The following is a 17,722-nucleotide window of genomic DNA, read 5'->3' as shown; positions in this document are numbered from 1 at the left end:
CCGCCTAGAAGCGCCCTGCAGTCGGCTCCGCATGCTGCCTCCCAGACCTGGATCGCCCCGATGCAGAGCGAGTTGTTGACGGAGTTGTCGCGAGGTGTGCACCCGATCGGACCGGGATCGCGCGGTTGGCAGCCACACTCAGCACGACAGAGTGCCACGCAGTTCCGCGCGAGTTCGCCGGACTGCCGGCAGCCGTCGATGCACGGCTGCCAGCACTGCTGACAGCTGTCCTGCGCGAGACGAACGCCAGAGGGCGGTTGCTGACCAAAAGACCAGACCTCCCGATAGCGCCGCCGTGATGCGTCCAGGGAGCCGGCTGCGGAGAATCCCGGAAGCCGCGACGTCATGACGCTCGCCTCCTCAGTGCCCGCGCCAGGGTGACAGCACGACCCTCTGGTTGAGCCAGGTCGCGCGCTCCCTGCAGGGCGTGCAAGGACGGATGCCCAACGAGTTCGTAGTTCGTTTGATCACGTCTCCGAGACCCACCTCCTCGCCCACGAACCCGGGAAGACGGATGTGGTGCGGGCGTCGGCGGGCGTCGACGTTGTCGGCTGCCATGAGTTCCTCCTCATGCCTCATCGGTCGTAGAACGGAGCGAGGCGGGAAACCAGGAAGGGAAATTCCTCAGTGACATCAACGCGGACGAAGAAGCTCTCCGTGACATCGGTCCGCCTGTGCGTGTAACGGAAGATGACGTCCACGATGTCGCGCACGCCGGCCAGTCGCGACGGTCGAACGTCGACGGCACTCAAGGACTGATTCTCGTTGAAGGCCTCGGCCGTGCGGACGTATATGGCCGGATACCGCACCGCCAAGTAGTTCAGCGCGCGGTGGGCGCTGGTGGCGCCGGCGTTGTCGGCTAACTGCATCACCCGGTCGAGCAGTTCCCCGGCGGCTACAGTGAAGCGTTCATCATCCTGATCGCCCGCTCGCGGGATCGCCTCCAGCAGGGAGTCGCGGGTAAACGACCACAACTGGTCGAGGACGACAACCGGAACAGCGAGGCCGCCGCACAGGTCGGGGGGCGCGATAGGCCCCCGTCGACCGACGACGACATCCATGTCACCTCGATCAGATCCGGTGCGAACGGTCTCGATGAGCAGGTCGAGATCGGTTCCGTCCCTGGGAATCAGGACATATGTCTCGAGACCCTCGATGAGGAGTGTCCAGCAGAGGTGTCGCGCCAGATAACGATTACCAGGATCCGTGAGCGTTCGTTGCAGCATCTCGCGATCGGTCTGTCCGGCACCATCGGTGCGGCTGATCACCTGCGCGAACTCCTTCTCCACTCCGAGAGTCGGAAAGCGCGGTTCCACGCGCCCGATGGCGTAGACGAAGGACTGCGGCGGGGGGCCGGACGTCACGGCTGCACCGGCCGCATCCGGCCGCACCACGCTCGTGGCAGTCGAGACCCCTGACGCGTCCGCAGACGCTGCCCCAGAGGGCCGCTCTCCAGTCACCGATTCGCTCATCGAAGTGCTCCTTCCCCCTGGGGGACTCGTCCCGGTTGGCTGGCTCGCCCCCCGGCGCCACCGCGCAGCCGCATGTAGGCGGCCCAGGCGTTCAGGCGAGGCGGGACGACGGACGTCCGACGGCCAGCACCCCTGAGGGCGAAGGTCACCCGCTCGGCGGCGACTCCGGGCGCCGTGGACCACAGCAACGCGCAGGTTCCAGCCACCACGACGGCTGCGACGCTGGTGCCGCTGCTGACGGTGGGTGGCCCGTCGGTAGCGAGGCCCCTCAAGGTCCCGGGTGCGGCTATGCCGCGGATCCCCATCGATCGCGAGAGGTTGGATGAAGGCGTTGGTCGTCCGGTGGCGTCGCAGGCGACAACCGGGACGACTCCCGGATGCCGTGTCAGGGTCGAGCTGGTGACCTCGTGGTCACCGCCTGCCGCTGCGACGACGATGGAGCCGCGATGCACCGCGAATCCGAGCGCATCGGCCAGCTCCGACTCCGGCCCCACGGAGGGGCTCACCACTGCGCTGATGTTGATGATGCGAGCACCCGCCTGCACCGCTTCCACAAGAGCGCAGGCGAGCTCGCCGCCGCTGGCCAGCGGTGGGTCGGAGGCCGTCTCCAGGTGGAATATCGGCCGGACCAGCACGGTGCAGCCAGGACAGATCCCCGGTGTGGGCGACGACGGCCGGGCGCATAGGACGCCCGCAATGAAGGTGCCGTGCTGACAGATTGGACTGGTCATTCCCTCTGCGGTGGCGAACCCGTCCGCGCCCACACGCCTCAAGTGTGCCGTCGAGAGATCTGGGTGCGACCGGGCGACCGGCCCATCGAGCATGGCCACGACAACGTCCCGGTGGCCGCTCTCGATCGCCATCAGTCGTCGAAGACCAACGGCGTCGAGGGGATCGGGAGGAAGCATGTCCGCCATCGGCGGTGCCCTTCGAGGGATCCTGGTGAAGGCATTCCCGGTAGGCCGCGCAAGAGGTGGTGCTTGGTCAACCGGTTATGGGTCGCCAAGCGGACGAACGGACCGGGATTGCCCTCGCGGACTCTCTACGAGAACGAACCCGTACCGCCCGTCAGACGATCTGCGGAAGCGCCATCGGCCTCATCCCCAGTGCTGACATGATGATCGGGCGACCAGAGGCAAGTACGGCGTTCCGCATAATACCGAGCGGGCAATGACTCGTGAAGGTAGGGACAAGGCGGGTCCTGGCCCCCCGCCGTGTTCCTCTCGGAGGGTCACTGGCGTGTCGAAACGCATGGTGACCGGTCAGTGCCGACTGGCATCCGATCGGTGAATGGAGCACATGCGGGAATAGGTAGCGCCGACCCTGACTGCGGGGCCGCTGCCGCCTGGCACGGTGACTGAGGTGGCGCAGCGTCGGTGGACGACGCAACACGCCTTCCCGAGCACCACCCAAATCACGGCCGCAGCCAAGGGCAGAACGCGAGGGGCGCCGCCACGCCACCAGGCATCTACAGGGCGGTCACGTCCTTGTCGCCTTCCTGATGGCCACCGGGCTGCGCATCGGCGAGGCCTGCGGCCTGGCCTGGAACGCCGTTGACCTCGACGCCGGCACCGTGCAGGTGCGCGCGGCCGCCTTCCACGTCCGCGGCCAGGGCCTGTTCGTCAAGACCACCAAGATCGACGCCGGCCAGCGCATCCTCGTGCTGCCCCGCTGGTGCACCGCGATGCTGCGCGACCGCGCCGAGCGCCTCGATGCGACCGCCGATGACCGCGGCGGCCGACCAGTCTTCCCCTCTCCCCGGGGCGGCTGGCGCGACACCTCCAACACGGCTCCGGCGCCAGCCTCGGTTTGGCCTTGCGCCGTGATCCGGCGCACCGCGGACGTCGAGTACCCAGCGATGGGTGAGGTCTCCGCAGCCTGAACCGCAAATCCGGCGCTCACTACAAGGGCGAGCGCGACGGAGTAATCGAGGCACCCCAAGCCTTCCTCGACGTCGATCAGCAGAGCTGGCTCGTTAGCTCGCACAGCGGCGAGATGCGCCGCTGGGACCTCGGACCCTGGGACCGTGAGCCGGATCGGTTCCTTGGCCGCTTTATCCGACTGAACCGCTGACCACCCGCGGGCGCCCTGACTATTCTATTGCTAGGCGCTTTGCGATAATTCGAAGACAGTAGGCAACCATGCCTTTATATGCGACATAGACGACCACCACTCCGGCTCAAACTCCCTAAGGCGATAGCCAGTAGTCGCGCCAAGAGCTTCATCCCGCCCCTCGACCCGCTCGACCGCTGGCGGGACGGCAACGGCTCGGTCCTCAAGACCTACTTGAGCAGGCACGCGGTTCACCGCACGTAATGTAAGAGCACGCCGGATGGATCGCGTGACTGCATGCTGCCTGTCAACTCCGACCGTGCTCAGCAGCAGGGCAATTCAAAAGTCAACACGCGAACCGGATCACCGGCGGCATCTTGAAGGTAGCCATCGACGCTCGCCCAGGAGTCGCTTGCTCGGCCCTCGGTCCGGGGCACGACCGCGAGCGCCGTTCCGTACTGGTCCTCCTCTGTCGACGCCTCGACGTGCGGCGGCAACTTCACCGCGCAACTCGTCGTCACGACACTGCACGACCCGCCGTGCGTGGCGAACTGCCGGGCGGCGTTCTCCTGCCAGCGAAAACGGACGATCGGAGGCGCGAAAATGGGGATGAAGAGGTGCGTGGGGCCCAGCGTAGAGACCTCGCTGCCCACCGTGAAGAGACGCGCCTGGTCCTCACAGATGAGGATGGCGATCCGGCCGACCCTGCTGTCGAGGACGTGGCGATCGCGCCCTTCCTTCATCCATTCCGCCACGGGCCCTGGGGCTAGGTGGCCGGCAAGTTGCCAGTCGTGGAGTTGGGCGTCGTCCAGCGTGAAGGGCTCGCACTTGTCCTGCCGGAGCACCTCGCGGCCGGTCTCCCGGTGTAGCAGCACCGCTTGGTTGCGGGGTTGCTGGGCCTCGCCTTCCGCGGTCAGCGGACCCGAGCCGACGAGGATCCAGTGGAGGTGGCCGTCGCGGGGCCGTTCCACGCGCAGCAAGGTTTGCTTCCACAGATCCAGGAGCTCGTCGTTGAGCGCGAGTTCCGGGAGGACTCCGATGTGTGCACCCGACCTGTCGAGTTCGCATAGGGCAGCCTCGATGCGCCGACGCCAGTGGTTTGTGTCGTCGATACCGGCAAGTCTCGGGCGGATCGAGTACCAGGCGCCGAAGTCCTCGATCCTCCGGATGTCCAGTTCATCCAGGTCCTTGACGAACGCCACGCAGCCGACGACGAGCCGCGGGGGGGTTCCCGCGCGGAAGTCAAACGCGGCGGGGACATGCCGCAGCCGGAGCCGGGTACCCGGCTCGGTCGCACAGGGCACGAACAGCAGGTGCTCGAAGTGCTCCGCCTCATGATCCGGGACGATGTTGGGGCGCGCAGGAAAGGCGCGCCGGGGGATGACGGCGCCGTACGCCGCGTCGGCGTTGTAGCGACCGAGCCGGCACAGGACGTCCACGTGGTGGCCCAGCCGGCCGTGACCGTCCCGAGCGGCATAGGGCACGACCGTGGCGAACGCCTCGTCGATGGCGCGCAACAGCAAGAAGGCGGATCGCGCGTCCTGGGTTCCCGTCCTGAGTTGGTCCTCCGTGACCACCCCCGCCTCCGCAATGGCGTGGGACGACTCGGCGATAGACCTCCTCGTCTCCGTCCGCCACCGAGCCATGTCCAGTCGGTCCGGCGGTGATCGACGCAGCCGATGGGCGAGGAACGCGAAGGTCTCTGCGGCATCCAGACACCGACGCGGCGCCCTGGGGTTTCGTTCGTGAGCCATGCCAACCCCCTGGCGGGTGGTGGGTCAGGTCCCGTCATATTCCGCTCCCCTACGCCCACAGGGGGGCCTACACGGGAGGCCTGCGCCGAGACGTCGGCCGTAGTGGCGGGGCGTTACGCAGTGTGCCGACTCGCCACTGCACGGCACTGCACTGCACTGATAACTTGACATCCACTTGACCCGGCCTCTCACTGGATGCGGAAGTACTACGGCCACCCGGAGGTAAGTGATGTCCACCACGGAGGAATGGGGCGCGCACGCGTTCACCGCCGCCATGCAGGAGGTCACCACCGTTCCGGAGCCTTCCCCCGGCCGGACACCGCTGGAGCACGAGGTCCTCGACCTCTCACAAGTCGTCTTCAGCCCAGGCGGCCCTCCCCCAAGCGGTCTGCAGAACCTGGACGGCAGCTGGTGGGAGCGCGTCAGCCGCGTGGTCGTGGACGCCGTCCTCGCCCGGGACAAGGCGGCCGTCGACCTCCTCGACGGGCTGCTCCGCCGGCTGAACCGCGCGCTCGCGGTCGCTCAGCACGAGGAGGCCTCCAGGAATGCGCCGGGCCCCCGCCTCGACGCCCTGCGCCAGGCGGAGTGCTGGTTGCACATGGCCATGGAGTTCGTACGCACGGCGCAGGAGCGGATTGCTCCCGTCGCGTTCGCGGCGGCGGTCGCGGGCACCCGCGCTGAGAGCTTCCTGCGCATCGTCGAGCAGGAGCCCGGAATCAACAGCCGCGGGATCCGCGAGCGCATGAGAGAGACGACACTGGCCGGAGGAGGTCGTGGCGCCGCCATCGACGAGGCGCAACTGAGCAGGCTCGGCAAGAAGCTGCGGACCGATCGCCTGGTCGTCGCTACCCGCGGTCGTTCCGGTCTGTCCTGGGAGCTGTCACCACTCGGCGCGTTGGTGCTCGAGCACGTTCGCCAGACCCGTGTGAGGGTTCCGCGGCCTCGACGAGCGCAGCCGGTGGACAACATGCTCATCGCCGTCGGGGCGTCCACGGCGTCTGAGGTCGTCACCGCCACTCTATCCGCCAGTGAACCGCGTGAGATCACGGTCCTGCGCGATGAGGAGTCGGTGACTTACGAGCGCCGCGACCTATCGTCCCGGGCGGTGTCTGGGGATGAGCCCGTGCCTGTCGCAGCCGCGGTTCACGACCTGGTGGACGAGCCGGCAGCCAGTACCAGGCCGAGCACGTTCAGCCTGGGTAACGGCGTCGTATACGAGCAGGTGCCGTAGTTCACAGCCCCGCGAGCGCCCCGGGTCTGCCCCCGCGGACCCGGCTTGTAGCCACCCCCATGCGGTGTTACTGAGAACGCCGCCCGCGAAAGTCAGCCGTCACTGATGCAGGTCGGGGCGGTCAGCCGCAGACCCCTCTGCGCGCGACCGCCGGGCCGCGCGGTCCTTGGCCGCGAGGCCCGCCTCGGTGAGGCGATGATGGTGGAGGCGTTGGCCTCGCCACGGGGCTGCCACTGACATCGACACTCGCGTCCGCAACTACCCCAACGCGCTTAACCTGGCCGCCTACCGACCTGGCGTTCTTGCTCCGTCGGACACCCACTAGCGCAAGGTCACCCTGGCTCGAGTGCGTGCAGAAGGTCGAGTACGTGGCAGGTTCCGTCTGACGGGCCGCCGATCGCGCCGGCTGCGATTGCGCGATGTGGGTCAGTCAACGGAGCCCCGGCCACCTCAATAGAGCACGATTTCGCTGGCGCGTACGCACGGAGCTGTCCGTCCGTTCGGCCCAGGGTCATCCCTTAGAAGGTTGCGGAGTGACGCCGCAGGCAATCCACGAAGGAACCGTCCGATGGTGACCGCGCCCGTGCCCGCGCTCCGCCCGAGGCCGAGGTGACCCACAAGGCAACGCTGCGCCCGAAGGCTCGACCAGTTAGCTGGTATGAGGTCGACGCCCGACAACGCGAGGGTTTCGAGCGGGCGGCGCCGGTCGGTGTCGCCTAACCCCATGCGGTCATGACTGGGGGGTGACGTCCCGGTGACGCCGTGGTGACGCCTCCGCCTCACCATGAATCCGGACTAGGTGCCTCGACCGACGGAGAGTGAGCATGAACCCATCCGGTGGCTCGCTGGAGAACTACCGCCTTGCGGATCCAGAGGTACTGGCAGTCGCCCGACAATTGGCCCCGGAGTTGTTCGCCGCGCTAGAGATTGCAGCTGGGCTGGACGCCGCGGCATACCCGTTGACCGCGGACACCGAGATCGAGCGCGCCCTACTGCAGGTAGCGAACTCGGCGGGCCGCTACGAAACGCCCGGCATTCAGATCAGCGCCGAGGACGCGAGGGACAGGTTCCCAAATGAATTCCTGCCGGTAACGGACCACCTGGACCTGTTGAAGAAGGTCTACATGGCCATCGTTCGCGCCCATGAAACCGCTGCACGGGAGCGCATTGCGCAACTCAAGCGCGGCGAGTACGAGATCCGCCCGAGCCACCCCTTCGACGTGGGTGACCTCTGATGCCCGGCAGCGGAACGACCAGCGTCTTCTTGCCTGCCGGCCAGAAGACACAGATCATCTGGTCGTCATTCGCCTTCACGACCTACACAGTGACGTTCGACGTGCCAGGAGTGACCATCGACTGGGAGCGCAATTCCAGCCTTCCCCCCTGGCACACTTGGGGAACACACAACAGCAGCCAACCGTTCGGGGCCACGGTCGCGGGCGCCTACTGCAACTTCTGGATGACTTCACCGGTCGCCATGACGGTCCACATGCGCTGACCCCTCCAGTCGCCATCTCGGATTCCAGGGAGAGGGACGGCCCTGCGACTAAGTCGTCCCGACCGAGTACGAGCGAGTGCCCATCCGCCACACGCCGCGCGCTCGTCGCTGACCGTCGGCCGGAGAGCCCGAGTAGCCGCCGAGGCTCACGGGCGCACCCCGCAACACCGCCCGACAAGTGGAACTAGTTGTCCGCCAGCGCCCATTTCGGAGGTGCGGTATCGCGTCCGTATCATCTTCTATCGCGCTCAACCTGCCGGGTCGCACGCTGCCGCGATCGCTCCCGAGGAGTGGTTGGATATGGCACTTGCGGGATTTGCCGGACTCCTAGCTCTTATCAAGGCTGTTGGGACATATGCAGGGGCAGTAACCAGCCTCTACGGCTTCGCGAATACTGTTCGCGAGTTCTTTGCTGGCCCGAACGACCCTGCTCGCGACAAGGTCCTTGCCACCTACAATGCCGTAATTCAGTCGCGCAAGATAATCCTGGAGGCGAGCTCCGACATCCTTGACGCACTCAAAGAACTCGACAAGACGATCTTCCGCAGCACGCTTGCAGATAAACTGGGGGACGCGGACCAGGCCGTGCAAGCGCTAGACAACTGGCGGCGCTCCGGCTCCGAGGTCATGAAGGGTGTTTGCACTTGATCGATCCGCAGGAGCAGTAGTCGACGTCCTCCAGTTAAACGCCAATCGTGTATACCCGAGCGCGGCTCTGGTGTTCAACCACGTTCAGATACTCGGCGTCCGCCTATTCGTACTAACGGAACTCGACCCGGAGTTCGAAAAGTCTGCAGTTGCGAGAAAGGCGATAACAGGCGCCATTTCGATGATCAGGTCCGCCGCCAGTGAGATAAGGGCGACGATCGACGACGTCAACAAAATTGTGGTGGACCGGCGCCAGTTCCGCGGACCACTTCCTCCGGATGGCGGTCCCCGACCCTACGTGTACAACGCGCGCATTATATACTCGAACGCGAGCGCCAGCTCAAGGTTCTCCGATTTCCTGGGCCCGACGGAGGATCCGTCAGAACTAGACCATCAGATCGACGCAGTGATGCCCGTTGTCGAGGCGGCAAGAGCCAAAGGGATTGTGGACGATGCGGCCGCTTCCAGGGTATCCGAACTAGAAGCCGCCGCCGACCAGTTCGAAGTCATTCTTCACGGGTCGGAACTTCGATGTATAACGAACATCGTGGGGCTTTCGATCTCGTCGATTCAGCAGCAACGATTCGCCGAACTGCGTCGAACCCGAGGTGTTCCCGAGAGCGTGCAACTGCTTCTGCAGGGGTCGAACGAGGATTTCGTGCGCGCCGACTTCGACTTCAGCCGAGCAGCTAGAGAGCTGAGTGGCGACGAGAGGGACGAAGAACTACTGCAGATGGTCTTCGACAAATTTGGGGGCATGGCGATACTTCGGCTATTCTTGTGAGCGACCCCTGGACGCGGCGTGTCCACTTGCCTGGAATTCACAGCAGGCGCGACGTGGCAGGAGCGCCTCGATGAGGCCGATGGGATCCTCCAAGCCTGCCGATCGCCATTCCAGTTCCCCGCGTCAATGCCGACTACTCAGGGGTCGACGGGCAAGTCGTCCTGTGCCACGTTTGCCGTTGGTCGGTGGGATCGCCCGGTCTGGTGACCGCTGGCCACCCGGACGCTGACCGAGTCCAGCCCGGCCCGCGACCGGTCCGGCTGGACCTGCTGGCGAAGCAGTCGAGCGCCGCCTCGTGCAGCCGATCGAGGACACCGGCCGCGGCTCACTCCTGCACCTGCCGCAACAGGTCCCACCCGGGCCGTGGCCCCACAAGGTGAGCAGCTCGGCCCAGCCGATCCGGGTGGATGGGACAAGGATGACGCCTTCGAGCACGGCTTGGTCCGAGACCCGAGACGCTGGGACGTCCGGTGCGGCCGTACACGGCGGGTTCTGCGGCGGGAGAAGCGGCTAAATCAGCGCTCACACTTCATCACCGGTTCACCGCGACGGCGGGGCGCCCGGCACGCGGCGCCGGCTGCCCAGCTTGATGCCGGGCCGGGCGACCGTGTCCACGCCGTCTGCTCAGCCGGCCAACATGATCGTGTAGCCAGTTGTCTCGGTGGTGAAGTGCAGCGCGACTCTGTTGGCCCCCGCTAGGCGAGAGCCGTTGAGCAGATCCGTTGCGACCGTTCCGGCTGCACCCAGCGCATCCACGACCACGGGGGCGAGATCGTCGTGGCCGGTGCTGACCGGGCCGCCAGTAGGTTCGCCAAGGCGCAGGGTCAACCACTCCCCGTCTCCCCTCAGGAGCCTGGTGAGCGGCGTCATCCGGGCGAGTGTCACCGGACCTCGGCCGATGGACACGTCGTCGTTGGAGGCCAGCCCGCGCTCCACCGCTCCCCGAAGGGACGGTGTCCGCGCGTGGCCGAGCTGCACGTCGAGACCCTCGCCGCGCTCGATGCGCCGACCGAGGACATTGAGTAGGTTCCCCACGTCCTCGTCTCCTTGCAGCAGGACGAGGTTCCGCTGGGCGACGTGACGATCCGAGTTGGGTGCCAGTACCCCGGTCCATGGGTCCGCGAATGATTCCACGACGGCGAGCAGGCAGGCGTGGCGCTGCTCCACGTCGGGCACGGTCCAGGGCTGTGGGATGGGCACGACCCGATGGGCTTGACCAGAATCGCGGTCGCCGAGCTCAATGAACGTGCCGCCGATGAAGTGAGGGCCGTAGGTGGGGTCCGGGCTGCCGGCGAAGAAGCCGGGTGCGACCCAGTAGGCGCGCACGGCTACGCCGAAGGCGGGGAACCGCCCGAGGTTCCACACATGCACGGCCACCGTGTAGCGGTCACCGATCGTCGGGCTCTGCACAGCCTGGGTGAGGTCGAGTGGATCCCCGGGAGGCAGCTCGGGCAGCAGGTGGATGTCCGGACTCAACCAGCAGGGCACCGGCTCCCACAGCGGACGTCCTCCCGAGTCACCTGGGGTGCCACGGATGAGCAGGTGGGGAAACCAGAGCCGATCGGGCGGCCTGTCGGTCAGTTGACGGCCGAAACGACGACGCAGGTCACCGGCCAGGTCGGATGGCTGCCATGCCGGATCCCGATCCGGCAACGCCTCGACGAGCGGAACCTCCGGATCCTGCCCTGACGGCGCGGTGCCTCGCACGGCATCGTGCTGGTCCGGCATTAGCCCTGTCCCTCCGGTGGTAGATCTCCGACCCGATCCCTGTCGCTCTGCCGGATGTCCTCGCCGACGACCACGTTGCCGCACTCGCTGGAGGCCGCCTGAGGATCTAGGTAGTGGACCAGCCGACGATCGGTCGGGTCGAAGCTGTGCTCCGGCAGCGGGGCGGTCGGCGGAGCCGGCTGGTGTTCGACGCCGTACGGATCGAACTGGGCCGGCGGCGTGCAGGGCTGCTGCATCTCGAACTCCGGCGTCCCCGCCGGCCAGCACCTCCACAATTGCTGGAGGCCTGCGGGGTCGGCGGGGTCCGCGGCCGGCACGTGCCTCGTCCAGTCCCAGCACTGCCAGGCGTAGGCCCGGTCCGAGTCGAGATTGAAACTGCGCACGGGTTGGCCGTTGGACAACCTTGAGACGAGGTAGAGCGTGTAGTCCACGGGCGAGCCCAGGTGCCGCCCGTCCGGCAGGTACGTGGCAGTGATCTCCTCCGTCTGATCGGGGCCCGTGGCCGCCTCGTACTCGGCCGCGACCGCCACGTCCGTGGCGCTGTCGTCGAGCAGAACCGGCGCTGCGTCCCCGACGAGGTACGGACCCGCATGCACGAGGTCGGCCTCCCAGCCGATGCGGAAGCCCTGGATGTCCCGTTCGGGGTAGCGCCATGGGGCGACCCATTCCGAATAGGGATCCAGAGTTCCATTGCTGGGGATGACGGGCGGGGCGCCTGCTGCGAGCAGCAACTGCGCGAGCACGGGAACGGGGTCCCTCGGGGTGTCCCGTGGGTAGGCGGGATCGGCGTGCCGAGCGTCAGCTGGATCGGGACGGCCGGTCGGTTCGTCGAATCCGGCGGGCAGCGGCGCAAACCCCGTCGGGTCGGCGAGGTCGCCCCGGAGCGCCCCGCGGAAGAAGGTGCTGCTCCGCCCGAGCATGACCAAACCTGGATCGATCTCACGGGTGTCCGGCGTGATGAACCCGGTCATCACGAGCAGACGTCGGGATGCCATGTATAGGGAGTACAGCGGGCTGACGACTGCATAGTGCAGGATCGCCCGAGCCGGAAAGGTCACCACGTCGATGATCAGTCCCGGCAGGATGGTGACCAGCCAGATCACCACCTGCCCGATGAACAGCACCCACGCGATGATGGCGAGCAGGATGTCCAAGAAGGTGACGTCGTCGTCGGAAAGGTCCACGCCGCGGTCGGGATCGGAGGCACTCGTCCCGCCAGGGGGTGTCGGGAATGAGTGGTCGTTGATGAGTGCAGGCGGGGAAGGCGGCTCGAGGGACAGGCCGGATGTGGACAGGTGAGCCAGATAGCGGAAGGCGATCTGCCACATGACCTGCAGCGCGTCGGCGTTGGGCCGTCCGTCGTCGCTGTAGGCGGGAGCCGCTGTGTTGAGGACTTCGGGCGTGATGTCGGGCGCCGTGTCCGCGTACACCTGCTTGAACGTCTCCGTGAGCAGGGTGACGAGGTGCTCGGGCAGTTGCTCGGGGGACATCGAGAAGTGCTGGCGCCGAGCGTGTTCGGAGGCCGGGTCGGAATCGACGTCGTAGGCCGGCAGTCCAGCGAAGTAGTCGTAGGCGGGCGCGTCCGCACGTCCGTTGTACGGGGCATCCGCGCGGACCCTCCATGCGATGCGGAAGTGCAGTCCGGACGAGCCGATCGTCCGGTAGTGCGTACCTGTGCCGTACCGGTCGGCGTAGGCCCTCGAGTCGAAGTGGTTCTCGACGAGGTGGTGCCGTTGCCAGTGGAGGCGGAAGGGGCCGCCTGACTTGGCGTTCGTGAACGCGTGCCCGACCACGTCCGTCGCGCAGTGGCTCGCCCATCCGATGGCGAATGCCTGGGCCGCCTCGCCGTTCGCCCGTTCGTCGTCATCGGTCGCGTTGAGTTCCCGCTGTCGCCCGCGCTCGAATAGGACGCGGGGGACGTCGTAGGTACGACGGTAGTGCAGCATGTCCGACCAGTAAAAGGCCGACTCCGCGAAGCCCTGCGGAGGCCCGGACGTGAGCTGGCCGAAGATGTCGACCGCTCGGGTCGGCAGGGTCAGGATCGCGTTGGTGACCGCCCCCGACAACAGGTCCACCGCTTGCCCGATCTGTTTGCTCAGACCGCCGGTCAACTGAGCTGCGATCGCGCTGTCATTGGCCCCCACGGGCCCCATCCACTTATCCCACGGACCGAGGATGTGGTCCTCGACCGTCGTCCAGACGCCGAAGATCCAGTCGGCCACCGAGAGGAGGGGACCGCCGTGCGGTGCCTTGAAGTCCGGCAGCAGATAGAACAGGTCCGGTCCCAGCGCACCAAGTGCCAGGTAGTTGCGCCACTTGTAGGCGAGGTCACCCAGACGCTGAGCCTCAGCCGGATCCAGGCCGTAAGCGCCCGGGACCTGCCCGCTGCGCAAGCGATCGGCCGCCAGTCGGGCGGCCTCCATGTGGATGTACCAGCCAGGCATGCCCCCCCCCCGCCGCGCCGGAGGACCCCGAGTTGCAGAAGACCCTAGGGAGGCGCCGTCACGGGAACGTCACACTCCTGTCACCCCGCCGGACCCGGCATCGCCCACCGCCGTCAGCGCTGGCAGGCGTGCGGATCACGGACGGACCGATCCTGCTCGGTGCCCGCCGACACCTCGAGCGACCAGTCGCCGACGTGCACGTCGACGACCGTGCCGTCGTGGTGCCTGCCGATGCTCAGCGGCTGCCAGGCACCCGGATGATGCCGTCTCCGGCGACTCGCCGGGCCACCAGGCATCACCGGTGCGCCGCTCACCCAGCACTCAGATTCGGTCCATGCCCCGCATCGCCACCGCGGGACCGATGATCAGCGACGGGCGGGGAAGGCTGGCTTGTGGGCCGGATGTCGGTCGTCGAGCGCATCCTCGAACCCGACGCTCGTGGCGGGGCGGGGACTCTATCGAGGCGGGCCGGCATCCCCCGGACGACGCCGTTGATGACCTGAGCCAGCCGACCCCTGACCATCCCGACATTGGCCGCCGGTTCAGGGTCGTCCGCATGCGCTCGCCCTCGCAGATCCGGCGCTGCTCCTCCTCACGGTGCATCCTGCGTGGCTGGCGCCGACGGCACACCGGCTGGTCCTCGTGCCGGCCCCGTCCACGCAGCGGCACGGACGTCCGGGGACACCTTGTTGGGATCCGCCGTCACGGCTCAGGCCGCACCGCGAGGCATAGCCGCGCCGCCGTCCCCCTCACAGAAGGACCGGCGCGTGTCACGGAGCCGCCTGCTGCAGCGCCCGGAACAGACGCCGCGCATCGCCGAGACGGACGGCAAGGCTGCCCGCCGTCCGTCCGTAGGTCGGCGCGGGCGGCGGCCAGGCGGCCGGGGACGCGTCGCCCACCCCTTGCGGGCGTCCTCCATACCCGGCGGCAGAACCGGCGAGGTGTGGTCAGGGACGTTCTCGAGAGCTCCCTCCCGTCCTGAGGTTCGGGAGGAGGGACACGCGGCGACTCGCCGGCGGTCCGCCCGGCGGGGGCTTCGTGAGGTAGTGGATCTCCAGCTTGCCGACACCCTCCCGGTGGGAGCGGCGGACATCTCCGGCCTCCACCGGTAGTTCCCGTGTGGACCGGGACGGGAACAGGCCCCGCCGCTGTCGGACGGTCGTTACTGCCAGGACAAGGTCGGGCAAGGAGTCCTCTGACCAGACGGGGATGTGGCCGAAGCCCGCCTGTGCAGCACCGGCCACCTTGCTGACGAAGAACCGCAACCGGACGGGGGTGACGCTGTGCGGGGCAACGTTCACGCCGGTGAAGGCCTCGTCCAAGCGGATGCGCCCACTGACCGGCATCCGCCACTCCACCGACGGCGCGGTCAGGCGCGCCCGGATGAGTGCATCGGGCTGGAAGCTGTGGTTGACGCACAGGATGTCCAGCGTGATGACGAGCTGTGCAAGCGGGTCATCCGGGTCGCAGACGATGAGGTCCGTCGCGCCGCCCTCGCCGAGGTTCCGCACGTACAGCCGCTCCCGCGTCTCGCCGAGCTGGACTGACAAGTTCGGGCGATTGCGAGAGATGTCCAGTCCGCGCGCGAGGGCGAAGGTCAGCAGCACGCCACTCAGCCCGCCGAGCAGGACCTGCGGCCACGAGACGCTCACGATGCTGCCCTGCCGTGTCGCTACGTGTCGATGACGCCTGCGCTGTGGGCTTGCCGGCCGGCCGGCCGGCTCGAGGCGCGGCCGCCCGCCCCCCGCGGCAGATCGAAGACGGTCACGGACAATGACACGGCACCGAGAGAGGGCCCGTCGCTGCGGGGGTCCTCCTCATCGCCAAACGCCGTCATCAGCGGCTCATCTACCCCGTGAACCGGTAGGCTCCGTGCCTGCACTCCATGATCGGCTTCCTCGCGATCCGTCTTCCCTCGCCATCCGGCGAATCGGGGCCCCACTGGGCGAGGCGTGCGGCGATCACCGAACCGCCGAACCCGCCGCCGTCGACGAATGTCTCGACAATATGTGGCGGTCGTCCGATGTGGGGGCTCGCCGCACAAGAGGTATAGACGGAGGAAAGGGCGGACCGCGCTTACGCCCCCCGCTCGGCCATCCCGAAGGCCACGCCGGCACGGGAGATCTGCGCCCTGTTCACGCGAGGTCTGCACCCTGTCGGGGTCCTCGCGTTCCACCGCCCGGACCTGCCACCACAGCCGCACTCCCGACGACCTGCGCCCGGCGCGGAGAGCGGGTTCGTTCACGATGAGCCCTCCTCGACGGCCAGCGAGAACGACGCTAGGAGGACCGCGTCACCGCTGTGTCACCGCGGGGTCAGCTCACCGAGGCTTCCTGGATCCGGTTCACGCCCCGCAGGCCGGTGACGAGCCGGGTCATCTGCTCGCTCGGCTCCAGACCCATGTCTCGGGTGAGGACGACACGGAACTGCTCGTACGCGCGTAACGCCTCGGCGGCGTTCCCCTCTGCCAGGTGCACGCGGATCAGCACACGGTAAGCGCTCTCCCGCAACGGCTCGGCGCGCACGGCCGCGTAGGCGGCCTGCAGCGCCTCGCCGTACCGCCCGGCCGCGGCCAACCGCGCGGCGACTTCCTCTAGCGCATGCATGCGCAGCTGCCGCAGCCGTTCCCGCTCCAGGAGGACCCAGTCCTCATACCAGCCGGGCAGCAGCTCACCGCGCAGTCCGGCGTCGGGGACGTCGATGTCAGCTAGGCGGCAGGCCGGGTCCCGGACCCTCCGCGCCCAGTCTCCAAGTTCCTGCACGTCCACTCGAACACCGCCGGCCAGTGAGAGGACGCTGCCCGAGGCGTGCACCAGGCCGGGCACCACCCGGTGGAGGCGCCACAGGGCCGAGCGCAGACTTCCGTGGGCATGCTCCTCCGGGACGTCGGGCCACAGAAGCCCGGCGACGGCTGCCCGCGGCGGTCGACCGGACAAGCACACGTGAGCCACGAGGCGCTGCACCCCTAGCGGAAGGGCGTCAACCGATCCTCGGTCAGCTCCGTTACCCAGGCGGATGGAGAACCGTCGAGTTGATCTTGAGTGGCTCGGCAACCGTTGATCAGTGACGAACGTGCAGGTCAGCGGCCGTTCCCCTCACCGGCAAGCGCTGGTCATCGTCGGGTGTCGAGGGTGGTTTGTTGGTCGTAAGTTGGTCGCGTCGTCGACGCGGAGTTTCAACCACGACGACGCCGAGGCTCACCCGTCCACGCTGATCGCACGCGTCAGCGGTCGGCGCGAGCGCGCGGGCTTGACCGTGCATGGCAGGCCCTCCCCCGTCCTTTTGGCCACCGAGGACCTCAAGTCGCTTGAGGGGACGATCGAGATCCGCGCCGATACTGAAGACCAATGATCAGGAGGTCTACCTCCTGATCATCCCGACGGTTGGCCGCAAGCCCACAGACTAATGCCCGAGGCTATCGCCGCGACCGCCTACGAGTTCATCGTCGCTGTTCGCAGCTGCTCGCCGAGAAGGTCGCCGTACCGGGCTGTCGTTGCTACGGCGACTTCGCGCTCGACCTTAGCGACGAAGGTTCCGAACCCAGCCGGAGTACGAGGTCGCTGGGCCCAACCCCAACGAGGACAGCCCGGAAGCAGTCGCAGGCTCGCAGCGCCTCTCCCGCATGGGCCTGCGTCCGATACACCCTTTTGACCGGACGATGCGCTCTTACGTGCAGCGGTTCTGCGCACACCGCGGCCTACGCGGATTGCAGGGCCTCCGTGCCGGCCAGTTGTACTGACCACCGACCTGATCCGGGGCAGGCACGTGCCGCTGCCGCAGTCGTTCCCGCTGTGCAGCAGGACCCAGTCGCTCTTCCGTGCTGGCTGAGGCCCCATACGCCGCGCTCGATGGCCTCCCCGGTGATGGTGCAGATCGACCGCGGCCGCTACGGCCTCTGGCGTCCTTCCCACCCGGCCGGCCGCACATCCGCCACCTCAACCGGCGGCCGGTGTGCCCACCAACGGGCTTCGCCGTCCGGAGCGCGTCACAGGGTCGTCCCCGCACCGACGGCTTGCCGGTGTCGGGGGTGCCGACGACGGCCGTCTCTGCTGGCAACACGTCCGTCGCACATCGGGTGGCGATGCGGCGACCAGGTTCCGGGACGCTGTCA

The 17,722-nt window shown here is 67.5% G+C and carries 14 protein-coding genes; 7 read left to right on the top strand and 7 right to left on the bottom strand.

Translation table 11 applies throughout. The annotated features are described in order from the left end of the window. Positions 1-575: 575 nt before the first annotated feature. Both ACI8AK_RS05360 and ACI8AK_RS05355 read right to left on the bottom strand, forming a co-directional pair. On the bottom strand, positions 576-1,472 hold the full coding sequence (locus ACI8AK_RS05360; RefSeq protein WP_456955384.1) for a cyanobactin maturation protease PatG family protein: 897 nt from the start codon (positions 1,470-1,472) through the stop codon (positions 576-578). Continuing rightward, positions 1,469-2,335, bottom strand: a complete 867-nt coding sequence (locus tag ACI8AK_RS05355; protein ID WP_456955458.1) for a S8 family serine peptidase — start codon at positions 2,333-2,335, stop codon at positions 1,469-1,471. The genes ACI8AK_RS05360 and ACI8AK_RS05355 overlap by 4 nt, the downstream gene beginning before the upstream one ends. 638 nt (positions 2,336-2,973) lie before the next feature. On the opposite strand from ACI8AK_RS05355, the gene ACI8AK_RS05350 reads away from it, so the two are divergent. Further along, complete coding sequence (locus tag ACI8AK_RS05350; protein WP_456955382.1) at positions 2,974-3,354, top strand: hypothetical protein; 381 nt, start codon at positions 2,974-2,976, stop codon at positions 3,352-3,354. A 493-nt stretch (positions 3,355-3,847) separates the two neighbouring features. Here ACI8AK_RS05350 and ACI8AK_RS05345 read toward each other — a convergent pair whose 3' ends face one another. Beyond that, on the bottom strand, positions 3,848-5,101 hold the full coding sequence (locus tag ACI8AK_RS05345; protein ID WP_456955381.1) for a hypothetical protein: 1,254 nt from the start codon (positions 5,099-5,101) through the stop codon (positions 3,848-3,850). A gap of 406 nt (positions 5,102-5,507) precedes the next feature. Between ACI8AK_RS05345 and ACI8AK_RS05340 the strand changes: the two genes are divergently transcribed. The 5 genes from ACI8AK_RS05340 (at position 5,508) to ACI8AK_RS05320 (ending at position 9,439) form a co-directional block, all read left to right on the top strand. Further along, on the top strand, positions 5,508-6,509 hold the full coding sequence (locus ACI8AK_RS05340) for a hypothetical protein (RefSeq protein ID WP_456955379.1): 1,002 nt from the start codon (positions 5,508-5,510) through the stop codon (positions 6,507-6,509). 824 nt (positions 6,510-7,333) lie between these two features. Then, positions 7,334-7,744: a hypothetical protein gene (locus ACI8AK_RS05335; protein ID WP_456955378.1), complete on the top strand. Its 411-nt coding sequence runs from the start codon at positions 7,334-7,336 to the stop codon at positions 7,742-7,744. Beyond that, a complete protein-coding gene (locus ACI8AK_RS05330) occupies positions 7,744-8,007 on the top strand; it encodes a hypothetical protein (protein ID WP_456955376.1) in 264 nt (87 codons plus the stop codon). Before ACI8AK_RS05335 ends, ACI8AK_RS05330 begins: the two co-directional genes overlap by 1 nt. A 213-nt stretch (positions 8,008-8,220) precedes the next feature. Continuing rightward, the gene (locus tag ACI8AK_RS05325; RefSeq protein ID WP_456955374.1) at positions 8,221-8,655 is read left to right on the top strand and encodes a hypothetical protein; all 435 of its coding nucleotides are present in this window, start codon (positions 8,221-8,223) and stop codon (positions 8,653-8,655) included. Between the two features lie 70 nt (positions 8,656-8,725). Further along, positions 8,726-9,439 (top strand): hypothetical protein, encoded by a 714-nt coding sequence (locus ACI8AK_RS05320; protein ID WP_456955372.1) that lies wholly within the window; start codon positions 8,726-8,728, stop codon positions 9,437-9,439. Positions 9,440-10,063: 624 nt separating this feature from the next. On the opposite strand, the gene ACI8AK_RS05315 is transcribed toward ACI8AK_RS05320, so the two are convergent. The 4 genes from ACI8AK_RS05315 to ACI8AK_RS05300 form a co-directional block, all read right to left on the bottom strand. Next, positions 10,064-11,167 (bottom strand): hypothetical protein, encoded by a 1,104-nt coding sequence (locus tag ACI8AK_RS05315; RefSeq protein ID WP_456955370.1) that lies wholly within the window; start codon positions 11,165-11,167, stop codon positions 10,064-10,066. Then, positions 11,167-13,611 (bottom strand): zinc dependent phospholipase C family protein, encoded by a 2,445-nt coding sequence (locus ACI8AK_RS05310; protein WP_456955369.1) that lies wholly within the window; start codon positions 13,609-13,611, stop codon positions 11,167-11,169. The genes ACI8AK_RS05315 and ACI8AK_RS05310 overlap by 1 nt, the downstream gene beginning before the upstream one ends. 947 nt (positions 13,612-14,558) lie before the next feature. After that, a complete protein-coding gene (locus ACI8AK_RS05305) occupies positions 14,559-15,263 on the bottom strand; it encodes a hypothetical protein (protein WP_456955367.1) in 705 nt (234 codons plus the stop codon). Positions 15,264-15,926: 663 nt separating this feature from the next. Next, positions 15,927-16,439, bottom strand: a complete 513-nt coding sequence (locus tag ACI8AK_RS05300; protein ID WP_456955365.1) for an AfsR/SARP family transcriptional regulator — start codon at positions 16,437-16,439, stop codon at positions 15,927-15,929. Positions 16,440-16,674: 235 nt separating this feature from the next. On the opposite strand from ACI8AK_RS05300, the gene ACI8AK_RS05295 reads away from it, so the two are divergent. After that, positions 16,675-16,962 (top strand): hypothetical protein, encoded by a 288-nt coding sequence (locus tag ACI8AK_RS05295; RefSeq protein WP_456955363.1) that lies wholly within the window; start codon positions 16,675-16,677, stop codon positions 16,960-16,962. The last annotated feature ends 760 nt before the right edge of the window (positions 16,963-17,722 follow it).

The organism is Geodermatophilus sp. SYSU D00867 (assembly GCF_054050315.1).
The sequence above is the reverse complement of the archived record's forward strand: the minus strand, read 5'-3'. Positions and strand labels throughout refer to the sequence as shown.

Coding starts and splice junctions, on each gene's coding strand:
- ACI8AK_RS05310 (WP_456955369.1), bottom strand. CDS start 13,611: ATGCCTGGCTGGTACATCCACATGGAGGCCGCCCGACTGGCGGCCGAT.
- ACI8AK_RS05355 (WP_456955458.1), bottom strand. CDS start 2,335: ATGGCGATCGAGAGCGGCCACCGGGACGTTGTCGTGGCCATGCTCGAT.
- ACI8AK_RS05330 (WP_456955376.1), top strand. CDS start 7,744: ATGCCCGGCAGCGGAACGACCAGCGTCTTCTTGCCTGCCGGCCAGAAG.
- ACI8AK_RS05360 (WP_456955384.1), bottom strand. CDS start 1,472: ATGAGCGAATCGGTGACTGGAGAGCGGCCCTCTGGGGCAGCGTCTGCG.
- ACI8AK_RS05315 (WP_456955370.1), bottom strand. CDS start 11,167: ATGCCGGACCAGCACGATGCCGTGCGAGGCACCGCGCCGTCAGGGCAG.
- ACI8AK_RS05350 (WP_456955382.1), top strand. CDS start 2,974: ATGGCCACCGGGCTGCGCATCGGCGAGGCCTGCGGCCTGGCCTGGAAC.
- ACI8AK_RS05335 (WP_456955378.1), top strand. CDS start 7,334: ATGAACCCATCCGGTGGCTCGCTGGAGAACTACCGCCTTGCGGATCCA.
- ACI8AK_RS05340 (WP_456955379.1), top strand. CDS start 5,508: ATGTCCACCACGGAGGAATGGGGCGCGCACGCGTTCACCGCCGCCATG.